At 67.3% G+C, this 17,027-nt stretch carries 2 protein-coding genes and 2 pseudogenes; all 4 read left to right on the plus strand.

Annotated features, from left to right (window positions below):
• Positions 1–19: 19 nt before the first annotated feature.
• Positions 20–5,452: pseudogene (locus tag NA5_RS25875) on the plus strand (type I polyketide synthase); the annotation flags it as partial.
• A gap of 5 nt (positions 5,453–5,457) precedes the next feature.
• Complete coding sequence (locus NA5_RS25880; protein ID WP_063813581.1) at positions 5,458–11,031, plus strand: type I polyketide synthase; 5,574 nt, start codon at positions 5,458–5,460, stop codon at positions 11,029–11,031.
• 154 nt (positions 11,032–11,185) lie between these two features.
• Positions 11,186–15,688 (plus strand): annotated as a pseudogene (locus NA5_RS25885) (type I polyketide synthase); the annotation flags it as partial.
• 79 nt (positions 15,689–15,767) lie between these two features.
• Positions 15,768–16,994 carry a crotonyl-CoA carboxylase/reductase gene (ccrA, locus tag NA5_RS25890; protein WP_062990519.1) on the plus strand — a complete coding sequence of 409 codons (1,227 nt, stop codon included), beginning with the start codon at positions 15,768–15,770 and terminating at the stop codon, positions 16,992–16,994.
• Positions 16,995–17,027 lie beyond the last annotated feature (33 nt).

The raw sequence follows: 17,027 nt of genomic DNA on the forward strand, positions 1-17,027 counted from the left end.
AAAGGAAGCCATGGACAACGACAAGTACCTCGACTACCTGAGGCGCTCCGGGCTGGAGTTGCGCAATCTGCGGCGTCGACTCCAAGAGGTCGAGGAGCAGGGCCGCGAGCCGGTGGCGATCGTCGGTGTGGGCTGCCGCTTTCCCGGCGGCGTCGAGTCGCGCGCAGCGTTGTGGGAGCTGGTGGCCGAAGGTCGCGACGTCATCGGCGAATTCCCGCGCGATCGAGGCTGGGATGTCGACGGACTGTTCGACCCGGATCCCGAGGTGCGCGGCAAGTCCTACACCCGCGCCGGTGGATTCCTCTACGACGCCGGTGATTTCGATGCCGGGTTCTTCGGGATCGGGCCGCGTGAGGCGCTGGCGATGGATCCGCAACAACGGTTGCTGCTGGAGGTCGCCTGGGAGGCGCTCGAGGACGCCCGCATCGATCCGATCTCGTTGCGGGGCAGCGATACCGGGGTGTTCGCCGGGGTCATGTACCACGACTACGTATTCGCCGCCGCTACCAGCGACCGCAGCGCTGAGCTGGAGGGTTACCTGAGCGCGGGTGGCGGTGGCAGCGTGGTGTCCGGGCGTATCGCCTATTCCCTCGGCTTGGTCGGACCGGCGATCTCGGTGGACACGGCATGTTCGTCGTCACTGGTGACCCTGCATCAGGCATGCACAGCCCTGCGCATGGGGGAATGCGGGCTGGCATTGGCCGGTGGCGTGACCGTGCTGGCGACACCGGCGATGTTCCTGGAGTTTTCGCGTCAGCGTGGTCTGGCGCCGGACGGTCGATGTAAGTCGTTCGCGGATGCGGCCGATGGCGTGTCCTGGGGTGAAGGCGTCGGCATGTTGGTCCTGGAGCGGTTGTCCGATGCTCGGGCCAACGGTCATCGGATTCTCGGTGTGGTTCGTGGGAGTGCGGTGAATCAGGATGGTGCGTCGAATGGTTTGACGGCGCCGAATGGTCCGTCGCAGGAGCGGGTGATTCGGTCGGCGCTGGCGAATGCGGGGCTGACGGCTGGCGATGTGGATGTCGTCGAGGGGCATGGCACCGGTACCGCGTTGGGTGATCCGATCGAGGCGCAGGCGTTGTTGGCCACGTACGGGCGGGATCGCAGCGAGCCGGTGTGGTTGGGGTCGATCAAGTCGAATATGGGGCACACTCAGGCGGCCGCGGGGGTTGCCGGGGTGATCAAGATGATCGAGGCCATGCGGCACGAGACGATGCCTGCGACGTTGCACGTGGATGCGCCGAGCTCGCACGTGGATTGGGACTCTGGTGGTGTGGCGTTGTTGACCGAGGCTCGTGCGTGGGAGTCGGTGGGGCGGCCGCGGCGGGCTGGGGTGTCGTCGTTCGGGATCAGTGGGACGAATGCGCATGTGATCGTGGAGGAAGCTCCGGTGGAATCGGCATCGCCGGAAGCTGGAGACGGATTGCCGTCGCCGGAAACTGGGGCCGAGTCGGCGTCGCGCAATGTTGGGCTCGGATTGGCGGTGGTGCCGTGGTTGATTTCTGGTCGGTCGGCTGAAGCTGTTGTGGCACAAGCAAATCGACTATCGGGGCTGGGCGAGATCTCGGCGTTGGATGTCGGGTTTTCGTTGGCGACGACGCGGGCACATTTGCCGTGGCGCGCGGCAGTCTTGGATCGGTCGGAGTTGGGTGCTGTGACACCGCGACGAGTAGTCGGCGGTAAAACGGTGTTCGTGTTCCCAGGGCAGGGTGCGCAGTACGCGGGGATGGGGCGCGAGTTGTTCGACACCTTCCCGGTGTTCGCGGAGGCGGTACGTGAGATTTGCGATCCGGGGTGGCTTTTCGCATCCGACACCGACCTGGATCGGACCGACAACACACAGTTGAGCATCTTCGCTATCGAGGTTGCGTTGACGAGGTTGCTCGAATCGTGGGGGGTGGTACCTGATTTGGTGGTCGGGCATTCGATTGGTGAGATCACCGCGGCACACGTGGCGGGGGTGTTGTCGCTGGAGGATGCGGTGCGTTTGGTGACTGCTCGTGGTCGTTTGATGGCGGGGCTCCCTGCGGGTGGGGCGATGCTGGCAGTCGAGATCGATGCGGTCGAGAGCGAAGTCGGCGAGATCGGCGTGGACGGTGACCTGCCGGATGGTGTTTCGGTGGCGGCGATCAACGCTCCAGGTTCGGTGGTGGTATCAGGCCCGGAGGCGGGCATCGCCGAACTCGAGTCACGCTGGGCAGACCGCCGCACCCGCCGACTAACCGTGAGTCACGCATTCCACTCGGTATTGATGGAGCCCATGCTCGACGAGTTCGCCGCGGTATGTGCGGAATTCCGGTGGCAGCCGCCCCGTATCCCGATCGCGTCGAATGTGACCGGCCAGCTCGAGTCGGACCTGATGGCCGACCCGGGATATTGGGTGCGACACGTCCGCGAACCGGTCCGGTTCGCCGACGGCATCGCCGCGCTCCGGCAGGCCGGTGGCACCCGGTTCCTCGAGGTAGGTCCGGATGCGGTTTTCTCAGCCGCTGTCGATGGATTGGCCGCCCAGCGGCGTGGCCGCGCGCAGGTCGCGACACTTGTGCGCTTTGTGGCGGATGCGCACTGCCACGGCGTCGATGTCGACTGGGCGAAGTTCTATGCCGGAACCGGTGCCAGAGAGATCGACTTGCCGACCTATGCCTTTCAGCGGCAACGCTATTGGCTGTCACCGGCGACTACCGTCGGCAATGTCGGGGGGCTCGGGCTGGAACGTGTCGATCATCCGCTGTTGTCGGCAACGGTGTCGCTGGCTGGGTCCGGCGAACGTGTGGTGACCGGTCGGTTGTCGGTGACGTCGCAGCCGTGGCTGGCTGATCATGTCGTGTTCGGTTCGGTACTGCTGCCTGGTACGGGTCTGGTGGAGTTGGTGTCGGCGGCGGGGCGGTTGGTGGATTGTCCTCGCATCGAGGAGTTGGTGCTCGAATCGCCGCTGGTCTTCGACACCGGGGTGGCGGTAGCCGTCCAGCTCGAGATCACCGCGCCGGACGAGCGCGGCCACTGCGCCGTCGTAGTCCATTCGAAGCCCGATATCGACGGCGAACCGACCTCCTGGATCCGGCACGCCGTCGGCTCCATCGCACCGGCTGATCCCGGGGGAATGCCACTGCCGGAAGCACCGTGGCCTCCGACCGATGCGGAACCGGTGCCCATCGCGGATCTCTACGCCGAGCTGGCCGACCTCGGATACGAATACGGTCCCGCCTTCCAGGGCGTCCGAGCCGCATGGCACCGCGACGACGAGATCATGCTCGAAGTCGCGCTGCCGTCAGGGAGCGATGCGTCGGGGTTCGGCATCCATCCCGCGTTGTTCGACGCGGCCTTCCATGTCGCGATCGCAAGCGCCGGGGATCGAATTCAGCCGGGAAAGGTGTTGCTGCCGTTCGCATTCCGGAATGTCCAAGCGCACCGCCCCGGTCAGTCGGCGGCGCGCGTGACCATGCGCGTCGGCGCGGAAGGCATGCGTGAGCTGACCGCCACCGACGAGCACAACCGCCTCGTGTGGACGATGGGCGCGCTCGACTCTCGCCCCGCGGACGCCGGTGCGCTGCGCTCGGCCGGTGCCGCCGACATCCTGTTGACGCCCACCTGGGAGCCGATATCGCTTCCGGCGGAAACCGATCGGCCGACACCGGTGGTCGCGCTCCTCGGTGACGCGGTTGTCGACGGGACCGTCGAGGTGCGGGGCAAGTATGCCGATCTCGACGAGCTCGTGGCCGCGGTCGACAGCGGCGCGGTATGGCCACCTGTGGTGGTTTGCTCCGCGCCGCGCGCTGGCACCGGCACTGATCCCGCTGCGGTGCGCGCGGGCGTCGCGTCGATGCTGCGACTTCTACAGACCTGGCTGACCGAACCCCGCACGGCGAGTTCGCGATTGGTCGTGACAAGCCGCTTCGCGGCGGCCGTCGACGATACGGAACCGGCCGATCTCGTCGGCGCGGCGGTGTCGGGTCTGCTTCGCAGCGCGCAGGCCGAGCATCCGGGCAGGTTCCTGAGCGTCGACCTGACCGGGCCCGAACCTGTCGCGTGGCCCGCGCTGCTCGCGACCGTCGAGCCACGGCTCGCGGTGCGCGGCGAGACGGTTTATGCCCAGCGGTTGACCAAGACCGCGACGCGTGACGCTCCGATATCGTTCGGCGACGGCGCGGTTCTGGTCACCGGCGGTACCGGCGGGTTGGGTGCGGTCCTGGCCCGGCATCTCGTCGCCGAGCACGGCGTGCGGAGCTTGGTGCTGGTTTCGCGTCGGGGGCCAGCCGCCGACGGTGTGGCCGACCTGCGGACCGAACTCGAAAACCGCGGTGCCACTGTCGATATCGTCGCGGCCGACGTTGCCGACCGAGCGGCCGTCCAGGCGTTGATCGGATCGATACCTCGGCTGACCGCGGTCGTACATGCCGCGGGTGTGCTGGCCGACGCCACGATCGAATCGCTCACCGCCGATCAGCTCGACCGGGTCATGCGGCCCAAAGTGGATGCGGCGCTGCACCTGCAGGAGGCGACCAGGGACTGCGCGTTGTCGGCGTTCGTTCTGTTCTCGTCCGCGGCACCGCTGCTCGGCGGCGCGGGGCAGGGTAATTACGCGGCGGCGAACGCGGTGCTCGACGAACTCGCGCGCAGCCGCCGGGCACAAGGGCTGCCGGGCATTTCGCTCGCTTGGGGGCTGTGGGACCGAACCGCGGGTATGGCCGGTGCGGCCGACGCGGCGACATTCACGCGGGTCGCCAGGGTGATCCGGGATCGGCTGGGACTGCACGCCATGTCGGTTCCCGAGGGGCTGGCTTTGTTCGACGCCGCCATCGCGACCGGCGAGCCGGTGGTCGCGCCGGTGAAGCTAGATTTCCCCGGACTGCGCGCGAGCGCGCGTGCGGGTCGGTTGCATTCCATGCTGCACCGGCTGATCAACGTATCCTCGACTGCGGACGATCCTTTGAGAAAGTCTTCGCTCACAAAGGATTTGGTGCCGCTCAACGCCGAGCAGCGGCACGCGTATGTCCTCGACCTGGTGCGATCGCGGACCGCCACGGCTCTCGGCCATCCCGGTCCCGAGGCGGTCGATCCGGAATTGTCGTTCCAGGATCTCGGGTTCGACTCGCTGGCAGGTATAGAACTGCGCAACAGCCTGGCCCACGCCACCGGGATCACATTGTCCGCCACAGTCGTCTTCGATTACCCGACACCGGCCGCGATCGCGACGTATCTGCTGGATCAGCTGGTCGTGGAACCGAACAGCGGTGATGTCACCGTGAGCGATGACGAGCTCCGGCGGGCGCTGCGGACGGTTCCGCTCGATCGGATCCGCAGGGCCGGGCTCGCTGATCTCATCGCCGAACTTGCTGCCGACACCGCGGCGTCCGCCGAGACCGCCGACCACGAGCCGCAGGCCGAAGCCGACGCGATCGCCGATATGGACGCCGCTCAGTTGATCGAACTCGCCTCCCGATACGGAAGCTGACCGTGATGAACGCACAGGATCCGCTTGTCGAAGCGCTCAGGAAGTCGATCACCGAAGCCGAACGGCTCCGCGCCGAGAATCGGGAACTCGCCGCCGAGTTGAGCGAACCGATCGCGATCGTCGGTGTCGGATGTCGTTTTCCTGGTGGCGTCGAGTCGCGGGACGCATTGTGGGAATTGGTGGCCGAAGGCCGCGATGTCGTCGGCGAGTTCCCGATCGATCGCGGCTGGGATGCGCGGTTGTTCGATCCGGATCCGCAAGCGCGCGGCAGGTCCTACACCCGCTTCGGCGCATTCCTCGACGAGCCCGGAAGCTTCGACGCCGGATTCTTCGGTATCGGACCGCGTGAGGCATTGGCGATGGACCCGCAGCAGCGCGTACTGCTCGAGGTGGCCTGGGCGGCGCTCGAGGACGCGCGAATCGACCCGATGTCCTTGCGGGGCAGCGATACCGGAGTGTTCGCGGGCGTCATGTACCACGACTACGGGTTCGCCGCCGCGACCAGCGACCACCGCGACGAGTTGGAGGGTTACCTGAGTTCGGGCGGGATGGCGAGCGTCGTCTCGGGGCGGGTCGCGTATTCGCTGGGTTTGGTCGGCCCGGCGATCTCGGTCGACACCGCATGCTCCTCCTCGCTGGTCGCGATCCATCAGGCGTGTCAGTCGTTGCGGGCACGCGACTGCGGCATGGCTCTCGCGGGCGGCGTGACCGTATTGGCGACACCGGCTGTGTTCGTGGAGTTTTCGCGTCAGCGTGGTCTGGCGCCGGATGGTCGGTGTAAGTCGTTCGCTGCGGCGGCTGATGGTGTCGGGTGGGGTGAGGGTGCGGGGGTGCTCGTTTTGGAGCGTCTTTCGGACGCTCGTCGGGCAGGTCGCCGTATTTTGGGTGTGGTTCGTGGGAGTGCGGTGAATCAGGATGGTGCGTCGAATGGTCTGACGGCGCCGAATGGTCCGTCGCAGGAGCGGGTGATTCGGGCGGCGTTGGCTAACGCGCGGTTGTCGGTCGCTGATGTGGACGTGGTGGAAGGCCACGGCACCGGTACGACACTGGGTGATCCGATCGAGGCACAGGCGCTGCTGGCCACGTACGGGCACGGGCGAAGTGAGCCGGTGTGGTTGGGGTCGATCAAGTCCAATATGGGTCATACGCAGGCGGCAGCGGGGGTCGCGGGTGTGATCAAGATGGTGGAAGCGATGCGGCACGAAGTGATGCCGCGCAGTCTGCACGTGAATGCGCCGTCGCCGCATGTGGATTGGGACTCTGGTGGGGTGGCATTGCTGACCGAGGCTCGTGCGTGGGAGTCGGTGGGGCGGCCACGACGGGCTGCGGTGTCGTCGTTCGGGATCAGTGGAACGAATGCGCATATGATCGTGGAGGAAGCTCCTGCGGAGTGGGCGTCGTCGGAAGCTGGGGTCGGGTCGGCGTCGCAGGCGGGGATTCGGCGGGCGTCGCAGGCAGGGGCCGAGTCGCCGCAGCTGAATCCGGGGACCGAGTCGCTGTTGCGGAAGGTGGGGACCGCGTGGGAGCCGCCACAAGCGGATACCGGATCGTCGCTGCGGGCTGGTGCGGGGTCGGCGGTGGTGCCGTGGTTGATTTCTGGGCGTTCTGCTGAGGCTGTTGTGGCACAGGCGGATCGACTATCGGTGTTGGGGGAGATCTCGGCGTTGGATGTGGGGTTTTCGTTGGCGTCGACGCGGGCGCATTTGCCGTGGCGGGCTGCGGTGTTGGATCGATCCGAACTGGATGCTGTGACTCCGCGCCGGGTGGTCGGGGGTAAGACGGTTTTTGTGTTCCCTGGGCAGGGTGGGCAGTATGCGGGGATGGGGCGTGAGTTGTTCGACGCGTTCCCGGTGTTCGCGGAGGCGGTGCGTGAGATCTGTGATCCGGCATGGCTTTTCGGGGTCGACACTGATTTGGATCGCACGGATAACACGCAGTTGGGTGTGTTCGCGGTCGAGGTTGCGCTGACGCGTCTGCTCGAATCGTGGGGTGTGGTGCCTGATTTGGTGATCGGGCATTCGGTCGGTGAGATCACCGCCGCGTATGTGGCGGGGGTGTTGTCGCTGGATGATGCGGTGTGTTTGGTGGGTGCTCGTGGTCGTTTGATGGTGGGGCTCCCTGCGGGTGGGGCGATGCTGGCAGTTGAGATCGATGCAGTCGAGAAATACGACGAAATCGACGCGGTTGGCAACTCAGGCGAGGTCGGCGACTTGCCGGATGGGGTTTCGGTCGCGGCGATCAACGCTCCAGGTTCGGTGGTGGTATCAGGTCCGGAGGCGAGCATCGCCGAACTCGAAAAACGCTGGGCCGATCGGCGCACCCGTCGCCTGACCGTGAGTCACGCATTCCATTCGATGTTGATGGAACCGATGCTCGACGAATTCCGCCGAATAGTTGCGGCTTTGACCTTCCAGCGGCCGCGGATCCCGATCGCGTCGAATGTGACCGGGCAGCTCGAGTCGGACTTGTTGGCGGATCCGGGGTATTGGGTGCGGCAGGTGCGTGAGCCGGTCCGGTTCGCCGACGGTATCGCCGCCTCTCGGGCGGCCGGTGGGTCGCGATTCCTCGAGGTCGGTCCGGATGCGGTGCTGGCGGGGCTTATCGATGCCGAGGCGGTGGTCGCGACTCAGCGTCGCGGGCGTGGCCAGGTCGAAACCCTTGTCCGTGCGGTCGCCGAAGCGCATTGCGCCGGTATCGACGTCAACTGGTCACACTTCTACGCCGGAACCGGTGCCCGCGCAGTGGACCTGCCAACGTATCCGTTTCAGCGGCAACGCTATTGGCTCTCACCCGCCACTACGATCGCGGACGCACGCAGCTTCGGCCTCGCCCGGATCCCGCATCCGATCCTACGTGCCACGGTCGAGATACCCAGCGGCGAAACGGTTTTCACCGGCCGCCTGTCCGCAGCCGAGCAACCGTGGCTGACCGATCACTCGGTATTCGGGTCGGTACTGCTGCCCGGTGCCGGTCTGGTCGAGCTGGTGTCGGCGGCGGCGCGGTCGGCGGGCGGCGCACGGGTACAGGAAATCGTGCTCGAAGAGCCATTGCTGGTCGAGCAGGCCGTAGCGGTGCGGGTGGTTGTCGGTCCCGAATCGGGGCAGCGGTCGGTCGCGGTGTACTCATGCCCCGACGATGGCGAGCTCGCGGGATGGGTGCGACACGCGACGGGCGTGCTGACGACGGCACCCGCTCCGACGCCGGGGGAGCCGGACCTGTGGCCGCCGGTCGGCGCCGAACCGACGGATGTTGCCGGTGGGTACGAGCGGCTGGCCGTGCTCGGCTACGGATACGGTCCGGCTTTCCGTGGGGTGCAACGCGTTTGGCGCACCGGTGCGGACGAGCTGTACGCGGAGGTCGAGGTCCCGCCCGGTGCGGGTGTCGAGCTGTCCGGGTTCGGCGTGCATCCGGCGTTGCTCGATGCGGCACTGCACGCGTGGGCGGTAGCGGAAGCGGCGAAGTCGTCGGAAGTGTCCGGCGCCGACCTGGTTTGGCTGCCTTTCTCGTTCCAAGGCGTATCGGTGTGGGGCGAAGCCACGTCGTCCCGGCTGCGGGTGCGGCTGCGCCGAGTGGACGATCGGCTGGCGGTGGCCGTCGCCGACGCTGCGGGCAGGCCGATCATCACCATCGACGCCGTCACAGTCGTCGGAGTGACCCGGCAGCAGTTGGCGGCCACTATCGGCGGCCGCGAGTCGATGTACGGCGTCGACTGGGTACCGGTGGTCGGTGGCGTCGGGGTTTCCGGGGCGGTCTGGGGGATCGGCGGTCCGGTCGAGCTCGGCGTCGGCGTGCGGTGGTTCGACGATGTGCGTGCGGTGGTGACCGCGTTGGCCGAAGGCGCTCGCGCACCGTCGGCGGTGGTGGTGTCGTGCGCTGGACCGGCCGATGCGGGAACGATTCCCGATCGGGCACGTGCGCTGGCGGCGAGAGTGCTACTGCTGCTTCAAGATTGGGTGTCAGCCGGGCCGAGAGTGCCGTTGGTGGTCGTGACCCAGGGTGCGATCGCGGCGGGTGCCGATGAAACGGTGCCGGGTATCGCCGAGGCCCCGGTATGGGGCATGGTGCGCAGCGCGCAGCTCGAGTTTCCGGGCCGGTTCGTGCTGGTGGACATCGACGGCAACGATGACGTCGGGCGAGTGTGGCCGGTCGCGGCCGCAGGTGCGGAGTCGCAGCTCGCGGTCCGGGACGGACGAGTGCTCGCGCCACGGTTGATTCCCATCGAGCCGAGCGAGACAGCGTCTGCCTGGGATCGCATGGGCTCGGTACTGATCACCGGCGGTGGCGGCGCACTCGGTGCGGCGGTGGCGCGCTACCTGGTCGCCGAGCGCGGCATGCGTTGCGTAGTAATGGTCGGGCGTCGTGGTTCCGCCGTCGACGGCGCGGCCGAATTGACCGCCGAATTGACCGCGGCGGGTGCGCGCGTGGAGTGGGTGACATGCGATGTGACGGACCGGGCGTCGGTGGCGAGCGCGCTCGCTGCCGTCCCCGCGCAGCACCCGCTGACCGCGGTCGTACACGCGGCCGGTGTGCTCGACGACGGCGTCCTCACCTCGCTGACACCGGAACGTCTGGACGCGGTGCTGGCACCCAAGGCGGCAGGCGCCTGGCATCTGCACGAGCTGACCCAGGACATGACCCTGGCCGGTTTCGTGGTGTTCTCGTCGGTCGCGGGCCTCATCGGCGCGCCGGGACAGGCGAATTACGCGGCGGGCAACGTATTCCTGGACGCGCTCGCCGACCATCGGCGGGCACAGGGACTGCCCGCGACATCGGTGGCGTGGGGACTCTGGGATCTAGCCGGTGGGATGGCCGGGGCCCTGGAGACAAGCGACCGTGCGCGGCTACGGCGGGGTGGGCTCGTCGCGATGACGTCGGCGCAGGCACTCGCCCGATGGGACGCGGCACTGGCCGCGGACCGCGCGGCCGTCGCGGTGGCTCGCCTGGACCGGCCGGGCATGCAGGCGCAGGCAGCGGCAATGGGTTTCGTACCGCCGATCCTGCGCGCGCTGGTGCGCGCACCCGCATCGGGTGCGGTGGACGGCGCGGCGGCAGCCGAAGCGGCAAGCGCGCTGGCGGCGCGGTTGGCGGGCCTGTCCGACGAGGAGCGGTTGCGGGTCCTGTCGGACCTGGTGCGCACCCACGTCGCCGCGGTGCTCGGCCACCCCGGCCCCGATGCGGTCGATCCCGACCTCAGCTTCCAGGACCTCGGCTTCGATTCCCTTGCCGCGGTGGAACTTCGCAATCGCTTGTCCCAGGCAACCGGTATCACCCTCCCGGCGACCGTCGCCTTCGACCACCCGACACCGATCTCCGTGGCGCGGCATTTCCAAATGTCACTGCCGATTTCGGAAACCGCGAAGTTCGATTTCGCGGCGCGGATCGACGAAATCGAAAGCGCGCTGACCGAATTCGACAGCGACAGCCGCGAGCATATCGAGGCGATCCGACGAATACGACAGTTGACCGCGCGATTCGACAGCGCGCGAGCGGCGACCGTTCCGTCCAGCGATGACGAACTGTTCGCATTCATCGATAGCGACCTCGGACTCGGCGACGAAGGGCGCGACGCCATGGGCTGAAAACGACTGGAATACCAAGGCTGCTCGGCTTTTCGTAGTCGTCACCAGTGGCGGCATTCGGCCTGGACGCGCAGGTCGGGCTCGTGCAGTATGACAAAAGTGGTGAATCGAATTGCATGATTCGCCGTCGATCGACCGCTGGCGAAAGGAAATCATGACTGCGAGCGAGGAGAGGCTGCGGCACTACCTCAGGAAAGTCACTTTGGACTTGCAGGAGTCTCGTCGCCGTCTCGCCGAAGTCGAAGAACGATCGCATGAGCCGATCGCCGTTATCGCCATCGGGTGCCGGTATCCGGGCGGGGTGCAGACACCGGATGACATGTGGGAATTGGTCTCGTCCGGGGTCGACGCGGTCGGTCCGTACCCGAGCGATCGCGGTTGGGAGTCGATGCACGAGGTCATCTCGACCAAGTCGAGCGATCTCGAGCAGGGTTACGCGCAGTCGGGCGGGTTCATCGCCGATATCGCCGGATTCGATTCGAACTTCTTCGGCATCTCCCCCAGGGAGGCGCTGTTGATGGATCCGCAGCAGCGCATGCTGCTCGAGGTCACCTGGGAGGCGTTCGAACGCGCGGGCATCCGCGCGAGCGATATCCGCGGCTCGCGGACCGGTGTCTTCATGGGCGCCACCGGCCTGGACTACCTGGCCTCGATCGTGCAGACCGACAACGACATCCTGACCGGCCCGGACAACGAGCACGAGGCCGCCGACGATCTCGGCCACATCCACGGCGACGACCAGGCGGCGATCCGGTACATCCCCGACGACAGCGACGCGACGCACATGATGACCGGCAGCATGTCGAGCGTGCTATCCGGTCGGCTGGCCTACGCGTTCGGTATGGAAGGCCCCGCGATCACCGTCGATACGGCGTGCTCCTCCTCACTGGTGGCGATTCACCAAGCCTGCCAGTCGCTTCGGAGCGGGGAATCGAATCTCGCCGTCGCGGGCGGGACCCTGGTGATGTCCACGCCGATGCTGCTTGGCATGACCCGGCTCGCCGCGGCGCCCGACGGCCGATGTAAGGCATTCGCCGAAGCCGCGGACGGCACCGGCTGGGGTGAGGGTATCGGGATCGTGCTGCTCGAGCGCTTGTCCGATGCCAGGCGCAACGGCCATCCGATCGCCGCCGTGATTCGCGGCAGCGCGATCAACCAGGATGGCGCATCGAACGGTATGGCAGCACCCAATGGTGTTGCCCAACAACAGGTTATCCGTGCCGCGCTGGCCAACGCACAGCTGTCGCCCGCCGCCGTCGACGTCGTCGAGGCGCACGGCACCGGCACGGCCCTCGGTGATCCGATCGAAGCGGGGGCGCTGTTGGCCGCCTACGGTCCGGCCCGCGAACCGAACCGGCCACTGTTCCTCGGTTCCATCAAGTCGAATATCGGCCACGCCGGTCCCGCCGCGGGTATCGCGGGGCTGATCAAGCTGGTGATGGCGATCCGCCACGGCGTCCTGCCGCCCACCCTGCACGCGCAAGAGCCGTCGTCGCAGATCGACTGGTCCTCGGGCGCGCTGCGGCTGCTGACCGAACCTATTGCGTGGCAGGAGGATCGGCCGCGCATCGGTGCGGTGTCGTCTTTCGGTGTGAGCGGCACGAACGCCCACGTCATCGTCTCCTCGCCGCCGCCGGCGGAAATGCCGGAGCCGACGCGCGGCACGGTCGGTGTCGTCCCGTGGGTGGTGTCGGCCAGGACCGCGACCGCACTCGAGACGCAGGCGGTCCGGCTGCAGGACTGGCTGTCGGCGACGAAGGCCGACCCGGTCGACACCGGATACTCGCTGGCGTCGCGGACATCGTTCAAGAACCGCGCGGTAATCATCGGCAGCGCGACGCAGGATCTGTCCGCTGGGCTCGACGCGATCCGGACCAGGGCACCGGATCCGCGGGTGGCGCTGGGCGTTTCCCGGAATCGAGGTCCGGCCGTATTCATCTACCCCGGGCACGGGGGCCAGTGGGTCGGCATGGGGCGTGAATTGCTGGCGAGCTCTGAGGTGTTCGCCCGGTCGATGGCTTTATGCGAAGCGGCACTGCAACCGTGGACGGGCTGGTCGGTACGCGCCGTACTGCGCGAGGAGCCGGGTGCTCCGGCGCTGGAAACGGTCGATGTCGTCCAGCCCGCGCTGTTCGCGATCATGGTATCGCTGACCGAGCTGTGGAAGTCGTTCGGCGTGGTGCCCGCGGCGGTCGTGGGACATTCACAGGGCGAAGTCGCGGCCGCATATGTCGCCGGGGCGTTATCGCTCGAGGATGCCGCGAAGATCGTGGCGATCCGCAGCAGGTTGCTTGCCACGTTGACCAACGGCACGATGATGGCGGTTGTCGGCCTGACCGGTGCCGAACTCGAGGAACGGATCGGCCGCTTCGGCGACGACATCGCGGTCGCCGTCGTGAATTCGCCTGAGGCCGTGACGCTTTCGGGGGTGCCGTCGGCATTGGCCGAACTTGCCGAGGAACTCACCGAACTCGGGGCCCGGGTTCGCTACGTGCGTGGTGCCACGGGTGCCGGGCATTCCGCCGCTGTGGACAAGTTCCGCGACGAGGTGCTCGCGCAGTTCGCCGGGATGGTCCCGCGCTCGGCCGAAGTGCCGTTCTATTCGACGGTCGTCGGCGACGAACTGGACACCTCGGCGCTCGACGCGCAGTACTGGTTCCGCAATATGCGCAGCACCGTTCGTTTCGATTCGGCGATGCGTTCGGCGATCCGGGCCGGGTGGCGCACATTCGTCGAACCGGGTCCGCACCCGGTACTGCTGCCCGCCGTCGATCAGGTTGCCAGCGACATGTCGGTCCAGGTGCTGACCGGCGGAACGCTGCAGCGCGGACAGGACGGCCTGGCACGGTTCTACACCTCGGCCGCCGAGCTGTATGTGGAAGGCGTCGCCGTCGACTGGCGCGCCGCGTTCGCATCCGGTGGCGCGCACTACCGCCCCGATCTGCCTACCTACCCTTTCCAGCGCCAGCGGTATTGGTTGCCCGACGAATTCGGTACCGAGCGGCGGCGCACCGAGCCGACCGAGAGCACGTTCTGGAAACTCGTCGAGCGCGGCGACACGAACGAGCTGGCGGCGCTGCTCGGCGGCGCGGACTCCGACGCGCTCGCGACGGTGCTGCCGCAACTGGCATCCTGGTGGCAGCGCGCGAATCGCGGCTCGAGAGCCGAAAAGTGTTGCTACCGAATCACCTTCGAGCGACTCACCCGGCGTCCACTCGTACCGAAGCGGGGCACATGGTACGTGGCCGTGCCAGCTGGCATGGACAACGAGCGGGTGTCCGCTGTCGTCGCGGCAGTGCGTGACCACCTTGGTGACGTCCGTCCGATCGAGCTGCCCGTCGACGCATCGGGAACGGATATCGCCGCGAGCCTGCGTGATTCGCTGACGGCCGAACGGCCCGCGGGAATGCTGTCGCTGCTGGGAGATGTACCCGCGACGGTGCGGCTGCTGCGGGGGCTCGACGAGGTCGGGTTCGATCGACCGCTCTGGTGTGTGACCACCGCAGCCGTCGCCGTCGGCCCGGACGATGCGGCGACCGATCCGCGGCAAGCTCGGCTGTGGGGTATCGGCCGGGTCGCGGCGATCGAATTCGCCGAGCGCTGGGGCGGATCGGTCGACCTGCCGGAGTTGCTCGATGCCGAGGTACTGGCGTCGCTGTGCACCATCATCAGTCACGGTGACGACGACCAAGTCGCGGTGCGGTCCGACGGTGTGTTCGCCCGGCGGGTGCAGCGCATCCGGACCTCCGGTGGCGAACCGCCGCGCCCCTGGCGTCCGACCGGAACCGTACTGGTGTCCGGCGCGTCCGGCGAACTCGCCGACCACGTCGCGCGCTGGCTGACCGATGCGGGCGCACAGCGTGTCGTGCCCGCGTCCGGAGCCGACCTGCGCCGGGTGATCGAAGACCTCGGTGCCGAGCTCACCGCCGTTGTCCACATCGGTCATCCCGATTCGGTTGCGCCACTGGATGATATCGAGCCCGGGGATACGTCCGCGATCGCGGACCTGGACGAACTTCTCACCGATCGCGACCTCGACGCCTTCGTACTGCTCGGGCCCGCCGCGGGTGCGTGGGGCGAATCGGGTGGCGCCGGTGCCGCGGTCACCAGCGCGTTCGCGGCGGCGGTAGCGCAACGGCGTCGGTCGCGCGGGCTCGCCGCGACGGCGATCGGCTGGGACGCGTGGCCCGGCAACGAGATCGCCACCAAACCGATGGATCCCGACACCGCGGTCACCGCCATCCGGCACGCCGTGGAATCCGGTGCGGCCGAGGCATTGGTCGCCGAGATCGACTGGGAGCAGCCCGAATCCGTATTCGCCCGTACCCGGGCCGGTGCGATCTTCGCGGACCTGGCCGAATTCCGCCGTTTGCGCTCGCACCGCGAACAGAGCGTGCCGGACCACAGCTCGATGCTCTCGGAACTGTCCGAGCTGTCGAGGGACGAGCAGGAACGGCTGCTCGTCGAGCTGATCCGCAACGAGATCGCGACGGTGCTGCGCTACGAATCCGTCGACGAGATCGAGGCGACGACACCGTTCCTCGAGCTCGGTATGGACTCGATCTCGGGGCTGCAGATTCGCAAGCGGATCGTCGCGGCGACGGGGTTGGAGATGCCGATCCGCATGATCCTGGAGCACCCGACGCCGGTAGAGCTGGCCGGACACCTCGCGGCGCAGATCGCCGAGCCGAGCACCTGACGTGGATTACCTTGTCCGCCAACCGAATGGAGTGTGAGTGAAGGATCTGTACGAGATCGGTGAGGTTCCCCCGGCCGGGCAAGTGCCGAAGTATATGTACGCGTCGGTGATTCGGCGGGAACGGTACGGCGAGCCCGAGCAGGCCTTCGCCACCGAGGTTGTCGAGACACCCGCTGTCGGTCCCGGGCAGGTGCTGATCTGGGTGATGGCCGCGGGCATCAACTACAACAACGTTTGGGCCTCGCTCGGCTATCCGGTCGACGTCATCTCGATGCGGCAGAAGCTCGGACACACCGAGGACTACCACGTCGGCGGATCCGAGGGCTCGGGCATCGTCTGGGCGGTCGGCGCCGGCGTCACGAATGTCGCGGTGGGTGACCACGTCGTGTTGGCGGGCGGGCAATGGGACGAACTCGCCGAGGACGTGCGCACCGGCACCGATCATCCGGTGTCGAAGAGCATGCGCGCGTGGGGATATGAGACGAACCACGGGTCGTTCGCCCAGTTCTGCCTGGTCTCGGACTTCCAGTGTCATCCCAAACCGAAACGGCTCAGCTGGGCGGAAGCCGCGTGCTTCATGGTCACCGGGCCGACTGCCTACCGGCAGCTGTTCGGATGGCCGGGCAATGCCGTGCGCCCCGGCGACGTCGTCTTGATCTGGGGTGGCGCGGGCGGACTCGGCTCGATGGCGATCCAGATGTCTCGGATCGTCGGCGCCATCCCGATCGCGGTCGCATCGTCGGACGAACGCGCGAAGTTCTGCCTCGAGCTCGGTGCGGCAGGCGTCATCGACCGGACGGAATACGACCACTGGGGCCGACTCCCGGATACCACCGATACCGCCGCGATGGACCACTTCCTGCGTGGCGCAAGAAAATTCGGCAAGGCGATCTGGGACATCCTCGGGACAAAACAGCTGCCGAGCGTCGTGCTCGAACACAGCGGACAGGACACGCTGCCGACCTCGATGTATGTGTGCGACAACGGCGGCATGGTGGTGATCTGCGGCGGATCGACCGGATACAACGGAGACGTGGACCTGCGCCACCTGTGGATGCGGTCCAAACGCCTCCAGGGATCGCATGGCGCGAACTTTCGCGAGTACCGCGAGGTCATCAAGTTGATCGACGCCGGGCTGCTGCAGCCGTGTCTGTCGGCGTGCGGCGATATCGAGGATGTCGGGCGCTTCCACCAGCTGCTGCACGAGAACGCCCATCCCAGCGGGAATATGGCCGTCCGCATCAACGCCACCGAATCCGACTGAACGAAGTTGTCTGAGGCAGCGGTCCGGCAAGCG

The sequence above is a fragment of the Nocardia anaemiae NBRC 100462 genome (assembly GCF_001612725.1).
Taxonomy (GTDB): domain Bacteria; phylum Actinomycetota; class Actinomycetes; order Mycobacteriales; family Mycobacteriaceae; genus Nocardia; species Nocardia anaemiae.

Excerpts from the sequence above, each read along its gene's own strand:
- NA5_RS25880 (WP_063813581.1), top strand. The coding sequence starts at position 5,458 with ATGAACGCACAGGATCCGCTTGTCGAAGCGCTCAGGAAGTCGATCACC.